Below are 14,973 nucleotides of genomic sequence, written 5' to 3'. Positions count from 1 at the left end.
TATGCGCTCCATTCGTAATTTTAACCTTAAGGTGTTGAGTTGGTTTTGGCTGACTATTCTGGTGTGCTTACTTTCTATTGCCATCCCTGCTTACATCATGCAGGAACTTTCAGATAACTCTCATCTCACTTCCCGTGAAAACCACCTGCTGGAAAATTTTGCGAAGAAAATGAATGCCGTGGTGGCAGAAACAGGGGATAACCGCCGGGCAATTCGATCACGGTATCGAGATCTGGATGAAAGAATGCCATTCCAATGGTTTATCATTAATGAAGAGCTTGAGATCGTTGCCAGCAGTGCGCCAGTAAGAGATTCGCTAAAGAGCCGTTTTGATAGCCGACGTTTCTGGTTATTTGCCCGCGGTGAACATCCTCGCGACATCAACATGGAATGGACACGCATGATCGGACCCGCAACACTGAGTTCTCGCCCCGATTGGAAGCTCATTTTATGGCGTCCTGAACGGCCACGCCCAGAAGATATTTTTCAGGCAATGCCTTGGTGGTTAATGGCGTCAATCTTTGTGCTTGTGACTTCTGTAATGAGTTGGCTATTGGTGCGCTCAATCGCTCGCCCGTTAAACCGGCTAGGCACAGCCTTCTCGACCGTGGGGAATGGCGGATTGTCTCATCGTATTGAGTTCGATAACGCCAGCAGTAAAGACAGTGAGTACGCATCTTCTGCGCCTTTCACCCGGCTTTTTGCTCAGTTTAATGAAATGACAGCAAAAATTGCTGCCCTTATTCAAAATCAAAAACGTCAGAGTGCCGATATCTCACACGAACTCAGAACGCCGTTAACCCGACTGCAAATGACCCTGGCGCTGGTACGCCGCAAATGTGAAGATCCGGCATTATTCCCTCTGCTAGAGCGCGCTGAGCGGGAAAATGAACTACTTAATTTGCATATTCAGCGGCTATCCGACCTAACCACCATGGAGGCGAGGGCGATTCAGCAGGGCGTGGTAACCTTGAGTGTTTCCTCGTTGCTCGAAGCGCTCTGTGAAGACGCGGCATTTGAAGCTGAAGGGCTGGACATGCAGTGGCAGCATACGTTATGTGATGCCACTCTTACCGTGTATGAAGAGCCGTTTATCACCGCGATTGAGAATGTGGTGCGCAATGCGTTCAAATATGCAGCTTCATCGGTATCATTACGTTGTGCTCTTGAGAATAACGAAGTCATCATTGTGATCGATGACGACGGCCCCGGAGTGGAGGAATCTGATTTAGCGCGACTTACCGACGCATTCTATCGAACAGATAGCGCGAGAAGCAGCGAGACTGGTGGTCTTGGACTCGGTTTGGCCATTACTGCAGAGGCAGTGAGACTGAACAGCGGTAAACTCGTGTTCCGCCGAGCCGACAAGGGTGGGTTGCAAGTGGAAATGCGTTTTCAAACAGCAGTGAACTAAATCGATCCTTTTTCCGGTCTCACTTCGTTTAACTCATATCATCAATACTTTTAAGTGGTGGAAGCGATTATGTCTTCAGCGCCGGTGCGATTTTTTCTCTTCGCCGTTATGTCTCTCATGTTGTTATCAGGCTGTGCCTCTAATAAGCCCCAAATTAATATGGATGAGCAACAAAACTTTGCTGCCATCAAAACCTTCTATGTGAAGCCTCCGTTGAACTCCGTTAACGGCACTCTTGAAAATCAACTCGAATCCGCCATTTCTTCCATCATGCGGGGTAAAGGTTTAAGCCCAGTTGGTCAGGCTGATGCCGACATAGAAGTCGCATTTTTGCCGACAACAGCGCGAAAGCAAGATGGTAAATCGGTAAGCTTGGGATTGGGCACCGGCGTATTTGGCCGTACCACCGGTATTTCGCTGGGCAGTATCTTCAGTGTGCCTGTGGGTGAGCAGGTCTCTGAATATCAAAACTTGCAAATTGATGTCATAAAAAATGGCAGCTTTATCTATAGTGCGGCCGGTAGCGCAGAACTGGATGCCAGCGACAATATTAGTGTACAGCGTGCACTGTCAGATTTAGTCCGTGAGCTTCTCGAGCCTTATCCGGCAACAAATAAAGCGCAGTAAGTAAAAAGGTTGCGTTGGCATATTTTGCCCCCAATTCTATTAATTCAACTCGTTATTACAAAGGTAAATGAATGACTCGCCATTTCGAAAAAGCAGACGGTTTATGTGAACAGAAAGATCCGGCAACGAACGGCTTCGTGTTTAACCAAACCATGCTACGTATTGCTGATCCCGAACGGTCACTGGACTTTTACACTCGGGTGATGGGCATGACGTTATTGAAAAAGTTGGATTTTCCAGACATGGCGTTCAGTTTGTATTTTTTGACGCACGGAGAAGACTTTTCTGATATCAGCAGCGATGAAGCTGAGCGCACGGCGCAAACTTTTGGACGTCCCGCCATGTTAGAGCTCACCCACAACTGGGGCGATACCGCAGAGAATAAAACGTACCACAATGGAAATAGCGAACCTCGGGGCTTCGGCCATATTGGTTTTCACGTACCCGATCTCGAAGGCGCATGTGCTCGTTTCGAAGAACTCGGTGTAGCGTTTCAGAAGCGTTTAGCCGACGGCAAGATGAACAATATAGCTTTTATTAAAGATCCCGATGGCTATTGTATTGAAATTTTTGACGCCAACCGGGTTGCCAGTGGAAAGTAAGATACCCTCAAATTTTCAATTCGTTCTTCCTACATTTTGCCTGCTCAAGCACTTTGAGCAGGTCATAAATCCCCTCTAATTTATCTAATCTTTCGCCGCTTATCTTGCGTAACAAATCTGAATTCAACGTTCTTAAGTTCAAGTTTGAGGAGACGGTAATGGCCACTAACCACGGTAATCAGATAAAAAACGATGATCGTTACGAAGCATTAAGAGACAAAGGCTACAGCAAGGAAAAAGCCGCACGGATTTCAAATGCGCAGGCGAATCCTAATCAGCATCCGTCTGAGAAGGGCGGTAAAGCCAAGAAATATGAAGAGTGGACCAAAGATGAACTTTATGAGCGTGCGCAGGAAATTGATATTGATGGGCGTTCGAGCATGTCGAAAGATGAGCTTATTGATGCGTTGAGGGATCATTAAATAATAGAATAGAGGGCTTACGGCTCTATTGGGTTGGTTGTTTTTTGACCTTTTAGAGAGGGTGTTGGTGCGGAAGTTAAGTTTTTTTCGATAAGCTGGAGTACTTTCTCTTCTCATTATCTAAGCGTCAAGTTTATGATTTCACTGTTAATTAGTGAGTTGGATTAGTGTTCTTACCTCGTACTTATTCCTAATTTAGATAGCAATCACCGCATATCACTATCTATATAATTGTCTTAAGGAAAATTCCTCTGGTACAATCAGTTCGATAATAAGAGATATTCAGACGAGACACCGATGATATACAAAGCCCAGAGCCCGGCAGGTTTTGCTGAGGAGTACATTGTTGAGTCAATTTGGAGCGGCCGCTTTCCACCGGGAACGATTCTTCCGGCAGAACGAGAATTGTCCGAACTGATTGGCGTCACTCGCACCACATTGCGCGAAGTACTACAACGTTTAGCCAGAGATGGCTGGCTGACGATTCAGCATGGCAAGCCGACCAAGGTAAATAATTTCTGGGAAACGTGCGGCCTGAATATTCTTGAAACCCTGGCTCGCCTGGATCAAGACGGTATTCCCGAGTTGGTTGATAACCTGTTAGCAGCACGCACTAATTTAAGTGCGGTGTTCATCCGCATGGCTATTCGGAACAACCCTGAAGACTCGGCAGAAATCATTGCTCGTTATCTGGAAGTGGAAGAAGACGGTAAAGCCTTTGCGCACTTCGATTACCAACTCAACCACGATTTAGCGTTGGCATCGGGGAATAAAGTCTTCGTGCTGATGATGAATGGTTTCAGAGGGTTGTATTCCCGTATTGGTGGATACTTCTTCTCTCACCAAACTGCCCGTGATGTGGCGAAAGACTTTTACAGCAAGTTGCTGGAAACGGCAAAATCCGGTGAACATGAAAGTGTACCGAATCTTATCCGTCAGTACGGTATCGCGTCCGGCAAGGTGTGGTCGCAGATCCGCGAAGACATGCCAAAAGATTTGGTCGATTGATTTTAAAAGAAAGAGGCTTATGCCTCTTTTTTTATTCCTGCAGTTTAGTATGTGATTTCTAACTTTATGGCTTAATTTAATCAGTAGATAAATAGCTTGTTAAAGGAGACAGAGTGATGTCCAAATCAGATACCATCAAAAGTAAACTGAATGACGCTGAAGATTTTGCCCGTAAAGTTTGGCTTGCAGGCTTAGGCGCTTATGGCAAAAGCGTGGAAGAAGCGCAGGGCCGCTACGAAAAGCTGAGCACGGAAGCGTCGAAAGTATTCGATGACTTAGTGAAAAAAGGTGAATCGTTAGAAGACGATGCCCGTACCAAGTTCAAAGAAACATCCGACGATGTAGAAAACCGTGTTAGCGATGTGCGTAAAAAGCTGGGTCTCGATGTCGACAACACCGATCAGCGCATCGAAGAATTGTCTGCGAAGATCGACGCCCTCACCGAGGCGGTAGCAAAGTTGGCTGCCAGTAAGTAAATCGATTTGGCGCTGGTAACACCCCGTTAGCAGCGCACTCGAGGCGTAATCTACTGACAAAGGGCATTATCATGACAGCGAGAAATAAACCTAATGGTCCATTAACGGGTTGGTTAGAAGCGGGTAGTGAGCTTGTAGCAGAGCAATTAGCCGGTGTGACCAAACAGGTTAATGCACACATTGAAAATCAGCAGCGCACCATCGATGATCTTCAAGCCAGAGGCGCGGTGCTGGATGCAAAAATAAAGCAAGCGCTTTCACCAGGAACCGTTTTGGACAACGTTGAACAAATGGTTAAAGCGAATCCGCTTTGGTCGTTGGTGCCTACGTTTAATAACAAAGGCGCAAAAAGGGCAGAGCAACTTGATGCCTTGTCTGCCAAAGTGGATCTGTTGGTCGAGCAAGTGGCTCTGCTTGCTGCGAAAGAAGCTAAAGTAAAAGCAGAAAAGTTGGCCGCAGAAAAGCTAAAACAAGCTGAGGCGGAAGCAGTAGAATCAGCATCCACAGAGACGGTTGTTAAACCTGACGACGATAACGTCGCAACGCCAGAGAAACCCTCTCGTCGACCTTCTACCCGCAAAAAAACGGTAGCGACGACGCCGAAAGTGAAAACACGCTCAGTGTCGACGGCAAAGCCACCAACAAGAAGTTAAGTTAACGCCGGCGAGATGTAGATGTCGGCGTTTTCACCATATCTAACGCCAAATGATCTGGTTCTTCTTATCAGCATAGAACTCATGGGCTTCCCAATATGCCGGAATATGATTATCCACATCGTCCATGGTGAAGTTCTTGCGAAGCAAGCTCATGATCTCCGCCATTCTCTCCCGGTCCATGGTCATCAGCTTTTGTTTGCTTTTGTCGAAGTAGAGGTTGCGTTCGGCAGGAATGCGCACCTCTGTTGTGGGTGAACAAAACTGCTGCTGTCTGGAAACGACCTTACAGATAGGTTCATCCGGTTTTTCCGGATTCAGTCTTGTTACTATGGCATATTCATAATGATTTTTCTCTTTACCGTCGTCACCCACAGGAATAAAACACACGCCAAATCCAATGGGGAAATGTCCCACCATGGATATGAAATATTCAGTAAGACGTCGACTCACATTTTGCTGCTTAGCTAATTGCTCGATGAGAATATAGCTTTTCGGAATAGAGGCTCGGCTGTAAGCCGCTTTTGTTGATAGCACAAAGGAGGCATACACTTGCGGTATTTTGATGATGTCTCCAATGCCGATTTTACCAATAAAGGTGTTTTGAATGATTTCAAGGGCGAAAGCGTGACCTTCCTTGCTGCCAAAAGCCTCTTCTGGGGTGAGGGCATCCTTCAGGTAGGTCACCGTGTATTGATAATTTAATTGCAGCATTTGTTTTCTTTCGGCATCGCTAATTTCTCTGAAGGGGTCAAGCTTACCTTGTTTGCCAATCAGGATATCCTGCGCGGCTTTATGGTTGAGGCCAATATCTTGCAGAAGCGCAGCCGTAATAACAGGAACCGCAATGTACTGCGTCCACTCATACATCTTCTCGTGGTCATCAAATCGTCCCAGTAACCCTCTATGCTTTAGCAGGTAAGGGTGCTTTAGGGCATCGTCGGCCAGTATTTTATCAACCAAACGCAGTGCAAGAATTGCTTTGTAAAGAGGTCTTAGGCGCTGATGTTGACGGGCATAACCAGGATTATTCTCCCTTGTGAGAAGGAACAAAGTACCGAGCACACGTGCCGTGGAATTCTGCGTTTCGAAGTAAGTTTCGCCCTCGCAGAGGTCTAAAATGATGCGCACTATCCGCTGCAAGTGCCGGTTGCGTTCTTGCAATGCTTGGTCGTGTAAAGCGACTTTTTGATTGTGCTTTTCAGTGAGTTCGTCGAGCAGCTTTTGATTAGCACGGTGCGTTTTTACTTCGTTTATTTCCAGCGCAAGGGTATTTATCTCAGCAGTGAGTGCAGGCGCTGTTTCGAAGTAATGTTGGGCGAGCGAGACTAAGGTAGGTTTGGTTTTCCCGTTAGCGTCGACAAGATCTGTCAGATTTTTAATTCTAACGACTAACGGACTATCAGCTTGTTCAAATTTGCTATTCACAACAACCTTCTGAATGACGTTCCATCTAAGTAGATTCCGTTCTGGCTGATGATGATGCGTGACCCGACACCTTGGCTTCACGTTCTTTCAGCTTAGCTAATAAACGCCTTAAAGTCTCACTAATTTTTGTATTTCTCTCAATAATATCAATGTGTTCCCACGTGGCTCGCTCACCGTCTGAAATAAGGTTGGTAACGCTTTCCAAAGTTGGGTTCGCCATAATTTGCGTCAGACTTCGCAACTGCCGTTGCGGGAGTATGTTGATATTTCCCACATACTGTTGATCGATTATAGACCGCACCTTATGGATTGCGAGTTTAGTGCCGCGGTGATTGACCCACTTTTCCAGAATATCAAACGCAAACACACTGTTACTTTTTGCAAGTTGCCTTACATGTCGGAAAGTCAGCCCGGTAATACTGGTTTCTTCGCTGCGGTTGGCGGGGACGAACGGAATAGCAAGGGGATTCGTTTGGCTGACAATGCTGTGGTTCACGCCGTAAAGGCGTGATAATTGTTTGTAGGGTAAATCGGCCATCATCGACCCGTCGACAAAGCGACGGTTTGGGATGTAAGGCACAATATCGCCCTGAAGATTTTTCGCTTTTAATTGCACGGGGCTGAAAAACACCGGCACGGCGGTTGATGCCCGCACCGCTTGCGTAATGACTGCTCTGGGCGATGTTTTTGCATTAAGCACTCTGGATTGCTGATGCAAATCTGCAGGAGATACGCTTACGTTTATATGCTTACCGGAAAGCGCAAAGGCTTCGTCAAAGGTCATAATGTCGAACAATTCAATCAACGTGTTTTCCAGCGCCCGACTGTCGAACAGTGATTTTTTCCCGAATCCCGACCAGTGCCGCCAGTATCTGAATTTTTCCAGAATAAATTCCGGGGCTAAACACGCTTCTAATTCTGATTGTTTTCGCGTGCCAATGAGGGCGGCGATTATTGCACCTGCGCTGGCGCCGGAAATCACGCCGGGCAGCAGGTTTTGCTGATTCAATGACTTCACAACTCCAGCATGAAAAATACCCAGTCCGGCACCACCAGACAGCATCAGGCACGATTGACCAAACGCGTACGTTGTCTCTTCAAAAAAGCGTTTTTTCTCATAGAAATCCACTATTGATTCGTCGGCTTCATAAATGGTGTTAAGGGCGGTGACAACTTCATCGATAAAAGTCTGGATAAGATCTTTCGTCCCTATTCGGCAATGGCCGAGCAGAGCGGGATTGGCGATATTCCCAAGGTTCCCATGCAGCCCCTCATGAATGATGGACATCAGGCCGTACACATCCTGCAGCTTTCTTGCTGCCTGCATTCTTTCTACCCGTTTGCGGATAAGGCGGTAATCATAATGCTGACTTACGTCTTCGTTTTTCCACTCATCAGCGCCAGACAGCGCGTCGTGAGCGAGACTGGCTTCACGGTAAGTGGGGTAATCTGCAGCATTCGCTATTTCTTTTTCAATTGCAGATAGTCTAGGGGGGAAAATGGCCATACTTTACCTCTTTAACGATGCTACCCAAGCTCGCCTTTGCTCATACGCATGATCTTCCTCTATGCCACTTTCGTAACGGTTTGCAAGCAACGAGTACAAGCCTGATAGCAGGATTATTAAGAGTGTAGAAAGCCTGATTTGAAATTACACCCTAATTTCACCCCCTGGATTTATCCGCTGCGCCATCCAAATCATGTTTTGCTGATAAATGTTTGCTAATTCGCGGTTCTGCCTTTAGCCTGAACCTATGTTGATAAAATAACCAGAACACAATAGCTTGCATGGAATGGAACGCTGAAACGCTGAGCTTGCTGTCTATCCCGCTGATCAGTGCGATAGTTGGTTGGTTAACAAACTACCTTGCCGTGAGGATGATGTTTTATCCTATCGAGTACGTGGGTTACCGTCCTTGCTTTGGTTGGCAGGGCCTGATCCCGGCCAAGCGCAGGGAAATGGCTGAAATTGAAGTCGAGCTGGTGCTCGGTAAGCTGCTTAGTGTTGAGGAATTGGCAGCGCGCTTAGAGGGCGACGTGCTGGCGCTGTCTATCGAGCGCAGACTTAAACAAGTATTGCGCGCCGTGGTCAACGAGGTCATGGAAGAGTCTGCACCGGATTTATGGGCGGCCATTCCTGTGCAAGGCAAAAATCTGGTTTATCGTCGCATCGAAAACGACATGCCTCATGTGGTGAAAAAACTAGTTACCGATTTTCAGCTCAATATCAACGAAATCTTAGATATTAAGGAGCTGGTGGTAGAGCAACTGGTGAAATCCCCTGAACTCATTAATGAAATTTTTCTTACTGCGGGTGAAAAAGAATTCCCCTTCATTGTTCGTTCTGGGTTCTATTTCGGCTTTCTGTTTGGCTTACCTACCATGTTGTTATGGCACTACTTTCAGGCCTGGTGGCTACTCCCATTGGGCGGATTGCTGGTGGGATATATCACTAACTGGATTGCCATCAAAATTATTTTTCAGCCCAAGCGTCCTATCAAGATTGGCCCCTTTACGTTGCAGGGCATGTTCCTTAAGCGGCAGCAGGAAGTCTCGAAGGTATATGCCGATATCATAGAGCGAAAACTGATCACGCCACAAAATATCACTCATGTGATCTTGCATGGTTCAGGTTCGGCGCAGTTGCTAGAGCTTATAGAGCTACATGTGAATGATGCTATTGAACGCTATGTCGCCGTTGCCCAGCCGTATTTCGCATTAGGTGTGGGGTCAGATAACTATTTCCGCATGAAGTCACTCGCGGTGAAGCGCATCTTTGAAAATTCCGATAAGTACTTGTTCTATGCCTACGATTACGCCCATGGCGCGCTACGGGTGGGCGATGATTTATGTTTGCGCATGCAGGCGCTGTCCCCTGAAGAGTTTGAAGGGGTGTTGCGGCCGGCTTATAGGCAGGATGAGTGGAAGCTCATTGTTACCGGGGCATTGTTAGGGTTGGCCGCCGGTATTGCTCAGCTAACATTGATATTCGGAGCGCCATTCTGATTATGAAAACCGCTGAGCGCATTTTGTATACGGCATTGAGCTTGTTCAACGAACACGGTGAAAACAGTGTAACCAGTGTCGATATCGCCTTGGAGCTCGATATCAGTCCGGGGAATTTGTACTACCATTACAAAGGCAAGGAAGTGATGGTGGAAAAATTGATCGCGTTGCACAAAAGCCAGATGTTGCAGGTATTACGGCGTGATTTGCTCGACAAAGTGGAAGGTGCTGAGGCCTTTTACTACCTGTACCTGATTATCGAAAAAATGCATGTTTTCCGTTTTTTCTATCGCAGCCCGGGGGATTTGGCAGAGAAATACCCGCATAGTCACAAAATAAGAAACAACGTAATAGATGCATTGGAGTCACAGCTGCATAGACTGCTGCAACAAATGACGGAACGAAATGAATTATTGGCCAGTAAAAGCGAATTGCTTCTGCTTACAGAACTGTTGTCACTCATTCTTACCCAATCATTCCAATATGATCAGCTGAGCCGCCCGCTCGACGAGGATGCGCAGCGCTACCATTGTTTATCGTTGGTGCTTACAAGTCTGCTACCTCGTTTACGTTTACCGGAAGAAGAGTTGTGGTCTCTGCAAAAAGGCATCGATAGCCATAGTTTGGCCAATCTTAGACGCCCTCACTTACAGAATACGCAAAGCGAACTACCGGGCGAGTCAGTCTGATGTCTCGTTCTTTGTCATTTCTTGATAAATCCTTTTGGTTGGCGGAATCTGACGCCAGCCCTAAACATGTGGGTTGTCTGCAAATTCTTGCAATGCCTGACGACGCAGACCCGACGACCTATGTCGATGCACTTTTTCGGGAAGTGAAAGCGCACGATAAAGTTACCCCGCCGTTTAATTGCCGGATAAAAACGTGGCTATCGTATCCGCTGGGGTTACAACCGGTTAAACAGATGGACATGGATTACCATGTGCAGTGCCATCGTATTGAAGATGTGCACGACAGACAAAAGCTGGATGCGCTTGTTGAAACCCTGCATGCTTCGCGGTTAGATTCAAACAAGCCACTGTGGCAGTTCGTATTTATGCATGACAGCAAGAGCCGACAGTTTGTGATTTACGCCCGGGTTCACCACATGTACGGCGATGGCGCCACCTTGGTACGTTGGTTTCAGGCCGGCTATACGGCGAAGCCAAACCACGATGACTTCGTGCCAGTGTGGGCGCTTAAACGGTTGCGGCACAAACGTAAAAGTCTGGTGCGTTGGCGCGACCGCGCTTATGCCAGCCGACAGTTTTTAAAGGCGGCGTGGGAATGTTGCTGCATCGTTGTGCGGCTGTTGATGAAAATCATGCGCATCAACACCCACTATATGCCTGTGCCATTTACCGGAACGAAAACCCCACTAACCGGTCAGTTAAAGCCGGGTAGGGCGGTAACGACCATGGATATTGATTTTATTCGTGTGCGCGGATTGGCCAAACGAACCCGGTCTTCGGCCAATGAAATATTGCTCTGTATCTTTGATATTGCCGTTCATCGATTTCTGCATGATTACGGGCAAACCTTTAGCCGACCACTTTACACCAACATTCCCATTAATCTTCGCAAGCCGGGTGAGAAAACCACCGGCAACAAAATTGCCATTGTGCCCATTGAACTGGCTCACGGCGAGCGAGATCCGTATCTTCGTTTACGGCAGATTATTGTGAACCACAGAATTGTCAAAAATGCTGCTCAGTCGGCCACACCGAGGGCCTTCAGCGGTTATACAATCGCTATTCAAGCGGTATCACTGGTGTTTGAGTGGTTACGTCTGTCCGATTGGGTAAAACCCATCGCTAACATTCTTATCTCAAATCTGCCTGGCCCTGTGGAATACAGGTACTTAAAAGACAGTAAGTTGCTAGCCTGCTATCCGGTATCGACCATGACGCCGGGCGGGGGAGTAAACATTACGGTGATGACATACAGCGGCAAAGCAAACATTGGTCTGGTGTGTTGTAATCGTCACGTGAAAGATTTAAACCCACTGGCAAAATATGCCCAGGAAGCGCTGAATAAACTTGAGCAATCTGTCGATGATCCTACTGTGGGTATTGATGATATTGGCGAACAAATTCACCGTTATCCGCCCTCTATCGTTAGCGAATAGAAAGTGTCAGCGACTTAAGGAGTCATCAATTAACGGCTAAAAGCTAAATCGTAGGCTGTCTTTTTCTACTGAGACCTGTTTCCCCCAACGTAAAAAGGTACGCTCACGCCACCCTTCGCTAAGTTGATAGTACAAGGCATCTTCATCAAGCAGGGAAAGTAACCGGCGGGAGATATCCGGTTTATGGTGGTCGAGAATTTTCTGCTTATCGGCACTGAGAAAAAGTTGCAGGTAATTCACGATTTTATCGCTGCGCCCCGTAGTTGCCACACTGGCAACGCTGATCAAGGGTTGCGCAAGCAGATTACTAAGACTTTTCCCTAACGTGAGGCCAGGCAAAATTTGTGAAATGAGATCTTGTGTGTCTTTGATAAAACTAAAATTATCGTTAACCAATTGAATCACATCAACATCCACATCGGTTAATCGCACAATGCCCTCAGCGGGAGCGTAAACCGGCTCTGCACTTACCACCAAGATGACATGGGCGCGGTAAATTTTTGCATCGAGAACGTTCAGCTCTAATTCGGCAAAGCATTCCAACGCTAAACGCTGTTGTTGCGCGTTAAATTGTACCCGGGCTTCAGTAACGTGCACTGAACCGGCGCCGGCGGGCACATCAATGGGAAACAGGCGGGGGAAATGGGGCTGAATTAACGCGTTGAGTTCGTCGCGGCTGAAATCATCATGGGTGAGTCGGCCAATTTTTATCAGCATACCACATACCCATATTTTGCTTAGCTCCTGCCAGCTCATGGTGTCGACTGTCCTTTAGCTGTGACGTGTATTTATGACGCGTTTCAAATTAACCGTTCAACAGTAACACAAATAAAACAGACAACGGCGTTAAATTTGTTAAACTGGTACGAGCAGTTGGCGCTGACGGATTGAACAATGAATGAAGAGAAATTCGATTACGTAATTGTAGGTGGTGGTTCGGCCGGAGCCGTCATGGCCGCCCGTTTGTCAGCAAATCCATCCCTGTCAGTGTGTTTGATTGAAGCGGGAGGCGCCGACACTAATCCGCTTATTCATATTCCTTTTGGCCTTGCTTTACTTAGTCGGTTCGACAACATCGGCTGGGGCTATTTTACTGCAGAGCAGCAGGCTTTATCCCATCGCGAGTTGTTCTGGCCCCGGGGAAAAACACTAGGCGGCAGCAGTTCGGTTAACGCCATGTGCTACATTCGAGGGCAGCGAGAGGATTACGACCGCTGGCATCAGGAAGGAGCACAAGGATGGGCCTATCATGATGTATTGCCATGGTTTCGCAAGGCTGAAGATTTCTTCCGAGGCGCAGATGCCTATCATGGTGTCGGCGGACCGCTGCGAGTTGAAGCGTTAAAGCATACCGACCCGCTCTCCGATAGATTTATCGCCGCCGCTGAAGAAGCTGGGTATACGCAGAGGGATGATTTTAATCGCGAGCAGCGTTGTGGCCTTGGCTACTACCATGTTACTCAAAAAAATGGGCGTCGGTGGTCTACTGCACAGGCTTACCTTAAACCGGTGCTGAACCGACCGAATCTTACGGTTTACACCAAAACCAGTGCAGAAAAAGTCTTGTTTAATCACGGCACCGCGACGGGTGTGCAAGTGCGGTTTAAACGCAAAAATCGCAGAATTCTTGCTACCCGGGAAGTGCTGTTATGCGGCGGTGCAATCAACTCTCCTCACTTGCTGATGCTTTCTGGTATCGGCCCCGGTGAAATGTTGGCGGACAAAGGAGTTCACGTACAGGTGGATTTACCTGGCGTGGGCTGTAACCTACAAGATCACCTGGATGCCATTGTGCAGTATCGGGCGAAAGGACATCACGGTTATGGTGTGGCGCTATCGGCAGTACCAAAGTATGCCGGTGCCACCTGGCGATATTTAACCGGACGTCGCGGGGCGTTTTCTTCAAACATTGCCGAGGCGGGAGGCTTTGCTTGTTCGTCACTTGCTTCAAATGGTTTACCAGATTTACAGTTTCATTTTCTGCCTGCCATTCTCGCTGACCACGGACGACGCATGGTGCATGGCTATGGTTTTGGCGTACATGTATGTGCACTGTACCCAAAATCCAGAGGACGACTGCTGTTGCAAAGTAGTCACCCTGATGACCATCCTCTCATCGATCCGAACTACCTCGCTCATCCCGATGACCTAACAGTATTAATAGACGGCGTACGACAAGCGCAGAAAATTGTGTCCTGTTCCGCATTCGATTCGGTGAGAGGAAAATCCGTATCGCCGGCTTCACATTCGTCTACAGACGAAGAAATTACGCAGTTCATTCGTGATCATGCTGAAAGTATTTATCACCCGGTGGGTACCTGCAAAATGGGCCAGAACGATGACCCTATGGCGGTGGTAGACAATCAGTGTCGGGTACGGGGGGTTAACGGACTTCGGGTCATTGATGCCTCGATAATGCCAACACTGGTGGGCGGCAATACCAATGCTCCTACTGTCATGATTGCTGAGCGGATGGCAGATCTTATTCTTCGCGGCTTGTGGCAGAACGCATAAAGACCTCTGCAGCACAGTCACACATTTCTGCCACATGGCTGGCATCGGCATAAATGCCGTCAATCAATAACCGGGCAATACCGTGGAGGGTGCTCCAGGTAACTTGGGCCAAGCGCAAGGCATCTTGATCGTCAGGCAGCAAGCCGAATTCCTGCCAAGTGCGGGTCATCGTAAGTTGATATTGAAAACACGGATAGGCCACTTCTTTTAATTGGTCGGTGGCTTGATGACTATGCCAAAGTGTTCGACCAAACATCAGTTCATACACTTGCGGGTGGCGGGCAGCATAGCCAACATACTGGTGAATGAATTCTCTAAAGCGTAATCCAGGCGCTTTATCCTGCTGCTCAAATATGGTTTTTGCTGATGTGTGCCAATCGTCAAAACCCTTCGCGGCAATAGCGCATAACAAGGCGTTTTTATCTTTGAAATGATGATAAGGGGCAGTACGTGAAACGCCCACTATCTCTGCGAGCTTGCGCAGTGAAAGGGCATCTATGCCATGCTCTTCAATAATCGCGTTGGCGGCATTAAGCAGTGCCGTACGCAAATCTCCATGATGATATTTTGAGCTGTTAGCCATAAGTCACCGTATCGCTGCTAAAGTGAGGGAAGTGTCCTTTTTAATCTTGACACTGTCAACTTTGATGTTATCTTGACGCTGTCAAGTTTGTGCAGTAAACAATTTGTTAAACTAA

At 47.5% G+C, this 14,973-nt stretch carries 15 protein-coding genes; 11 read left to right on the top strand and 4 right to left on the bottom strand.

All coding sequences use genetic code 11. From position 1 onward, the window contains the following. The first annotated feature begins 1 nt into the window (after position 1). From ACXAFQ_RS19320 to ACXAFQ_RS19290, 7 genes are all read left to right on the top strand, one after another. Positions 2–1,414, top strand: coding sequence for an ATP-binding protein (locus ACXAFQ_RS19320; RefSeq protein ID WP_474825017.1), 1,413 nt, complete (start codon positions 2–4; stop codon positions 1,412–1,414). Positions 1,415–1,483: 69 nt separating this feature from the next. After that, a complete protein-coding gene (locus ACXAFQ_RS19315; protein ID WP_474825016.1) occupies positions 1,484–2,041 on the top strand; it encodes a DUF4136 domain-containing protein in 558 nt (185 codons plus the stop codon). 71 nt (positions 2,042–2,112) lie between these two features. Then, on the top strand, positions 2,113–2,643 hold the full coding sequence (gloA, locus tag ACXAFQ_RS19310; protein ID WP_474825015.1) for a lactoylglutathione lyase: 531 nt from the start codon (positions 2,113–2,115) through the stop codon (positions 2,641–2,643). A 158-nt stretch (positions 2,644–2,801) separates the two neighbouring features. Continuing rightward, entirely contained in the window at positions 2,802–3,065 is a 264-nt protein-coding gene (locus tag ACXAFQ_RS19305) for a DUF7218 family protein (protein ID WP_474825014.1), read from the top strand. 297 nt (positions 3,066–3,362) lie between these two features. Then, entirely contained in the window at positions 3,363–4,073 is a 711-nt protein-coding gene (fadR, locus tag ACXAFQ_RS19300) for a fatty acid metabolism transcriptional regulator FadR (protein ID WP_070125403.1), read from the top strand. Between the two features lie 116 nt (positions 4,074–4,189). Continuing rightward, positions 4,190–4,549 carry a phasin-related domain-containing protein gene (locus ACXAFQ_RS19295; RefSeq protein WP_070125402.1) on the top strand — a complete coding sequence of 120 codons (360 nt, stop codon included), beginning with the start codon at positions 4,190–4,192 and terminating at the stop codon, positions 4,547–4,549. Positions 4,550–4,620: 71 nt separating this feature from the next. After that, entirely contained in the window at positions 4,621–5,202 is a 582-nt protein-coding gene (locus tag ACXAFQ_RS19290) for a hypothetical protein (RefSeq protein WP_474825013.1), read from the top strand. Positions 5,203–5,244: 42 nt separating this feature from the next. Here the strand turns inward: ACXAFQ_RS19290 and ACXAFQ_RS19285 are convergent, their stop codons facing one another. Together ACXAFQ_RS19285 and ACXAFQ_RS19280 are read right to left on the bottom strand one after the other, a co-directional pair. Then, positions 5,245–6,630, bottom strand: a complete 1,386-nt coding sequence (locus ACXAFQ_RS19285; protein ID WP_474825012.1) for a hypothetical protein — start codon at positions 6,628–6,630, stop codon at positions 5,245–5,247. A 25-nt stretch (positions 6,631–6,655) separates the two neighbouring features. Then, positions 6,656–8,137 (bottom strand): patatin-like phospholipase family protein, encoded by a 1,482-nt coding sequence (locus ACXAFQ_RS19280; RefSeq protein ID WP_474825011.1) that lies wholly within the window; start codon positions 8,135–8,137, stop codon positions 6,656–6,658. A gap of 281 nt (positions 8,138–8,418) precedes the next feature. On the opposite strand from ACXAFQ_RS19280, the gene ACXAFQ_RS19275 reads away from it, so the two are divergent. The 3 genes from ACXAFQ_RS19275 to ACXAFQ_RS19265 are packed head-to-tail and all read left to right on the top strand — an operon-like array spanning position 8,419 to position 11,761. Then, positions 8,419–9,636, top strand: a complete 1,218-nt coding sequence (locus ACXAFQ_RS19275; protein ID WP_474825010.1) for a DUF445 domain-containing protein — start codon at positions 8,419–8,421, stop codon at positions 9,634–9,636. A gap of 2 nt (positions 9,637–9,638) precedes the next feature. Further along, positions 9,639–10,325 carry a TetR/AcrR family transcriptional regulator gene (locus tag ACXAFQ_RS19270; protein ID WP_474825009.1) on the top strand — a complete coding sequence of 229 codons (687 nt, stop codon included), beginning with the start codon at positions 9,639–9,641 and terminating at the stop codon, positions 10,323–10,325. Then, positions 10,325–11,761: a wax ester/triacylglycerol synthase domain-containing protein gene (locus tag ACXAFQ_RS19265; protein WP_474825008.1), complete on the top strand. Its 1,437-nt coding sequence runs from the start codon at positions 10,325–10,327 to the stop codon at positions 11,759–11,761. Before ACXAFQ_RS19270 ends, ACXAFQ_RS19265 begins: the two co-directional genes overlap by 1 nt. A 36-nt stretch (positions 11,762–11,797) precedes the next feature. On the opposite strand, the gene ACXAFQ_RS19260 is transcribed toward ACXAFQ_RS19265, so the two are convergent. Then, complete coding sequence (locus ACXAFQ_RS19260; RefSeq protein WP_474825007.1) at positions 11,798–12,517, bottom strand: DUF1439 domain-containing protein; 720 nt, start codon at positions 12,515–12,517, stop codon at positions 11,798–11,800. Positions 12,518–12,655: 138 nt separating this feature from the next. Here ACXAFQ_RS19260 and ACXAFQ_RS19255 point away from each other — a divergent pair, with 138 nt between their 5' ends. Beyond that, entirely contained in the window at positions 12,656–14,275 is a 1,620-nt protein-coding gene (locus ACXAFQ_RS19255; RefSeq protein ID WP_474825006.1) for a GMC family oxidoreductase, read from the top strand. On the opposite strand, the gene ACXAFQ_RS19250 is transcribed toward ACXAFQ_RS19255, so the two are convergent. Beyond that, positions 14,244–14,858 (bottom strand): TetR/AcrR family transcriptional regulator, encoded by a 615-nt coding sequence (locus ACXAFQ_RS19250; protein ID WP_474825005.1) that lies wholly within the window; start codon positions 14,856–14,858, stop codon positions 14,244–14,246. The two genes, ACXAFQ_RS19255 and ACXAFQ_RS19250, sit on opposite strands and share 32 nt — an antisense overlap. Positions 14,859–14,973 lie beyond the last annotated feature (115 nt).

It is taken from the genome of Alteromonas sp. ABH2_165, assembly GCF_056159945.1.
This window is presented reverse-complemented; position numbering and strand designations above follow the sequence as displayed.

Excerpts from the sequence above, each read along its gene's own strand:
- ACXAFQ_RS19280 (WP_474825011.1), bottom strand. The coding sequence starts at position 8,137 with ATGGCCATTTTCCCCCCTAGACTATCTGCAATTGAAAAAGAAATAGCG.
- ACXAFQ_RS19275 (WP_474825010.1), top strand. The coding sequence starts at position 8,419 with ATGGAATGGAACGCTGAAACGCTGAGCTTGCTGTCTATCCCGCTGATC.
- ACXAFQ_RS19290 (WP_474825013.1), top strand. The coding sequence starts at position 4,621 with ATGACAGCGAGAAATAAACCTAATGGTCCATTAACGGGTTGGTTAGAA.
- ACXAFQ_RS19255 (WP_474825006.1), top strand. The coding sequence starts at position 12,656 with ATGAATGAAGAGAAATTCGATTACGTAATTGTAGGTGGTGGTTCGGCC.
- ACXAFQ_RS19305 (WP_474825014.1), top strand. The coding sequence starts at position 2,802 with ATGGCCACTAACCACGGTAATCAGATAAAAAACGATGATCGTTACGAA.
- ACXAFQ_RS19315 (WP_474825016.1), top strand. The coding sequence starts at position 1,484 with ATGTCTTCAGCGCCGGTGCGATTTTTTCTCTTCGCCGTTATGTCTCTC.
- ACXAFQ_RS19295 (WP_070125402.1), top strand. The coding sequence starts at position 4,190 with ATGTCCAAATCAGATACCATCAAAAGTAAACTGAATGACGCTGAAGAT.
- ACXAFQ_RS19250 (WP_474825005.1), bottom strand. The coding sequence starts at position 14,858 with ATGGCTAACAGCTCAAAATATCATCATGGAGATTTGCGTACGGCACTG.
- ACXAFQ_RS19270 (WP_474825009.1), top strand. The coding sequence starts at position 9,639 with ATGAAAACCGCTGAGCGCATTTTGTATACGGCATTGAGCTTGTTCAAC.
- fadR (WP_070125403.1), top strand. The coding sequence starts at position 3,363 with ATGATATACAAAGCCCAGAGCCCGGCAGGTTTTGCTGAGGAGTACATT.
- ACXAFQ_RS19265 (WP_474825008.1), top strand. The coding sequence starts at position 10,325 with ATGTCTCGTTCTTTGTCATTTCTTGATAAATCCTTTTGGTTGGCGGAA.
- ACXAFQ_RS19320 (WP_474825017.1), top strand. The coding sequence starts at position 2 with ATGCGCTCCATTCGTAATTTTAACCTTAAGGTGTTGAGTTGGTTTTGG.
- ACXAFQ_RS19260 (WP_474825007.1), bottom strand. The coding sequence starts at position 12,517 with ATGAGCTGGCAGGAGCTAAGCAAAATATGGGTATGTGGTATGCTGATA.
- gloA (WP_474825015.1), top strand. The coding sequence starts at position 2,113 with ATGACTCGCCATTTCGAAAAAGCAGACGGTTTATGTGAACAGAAAGAT.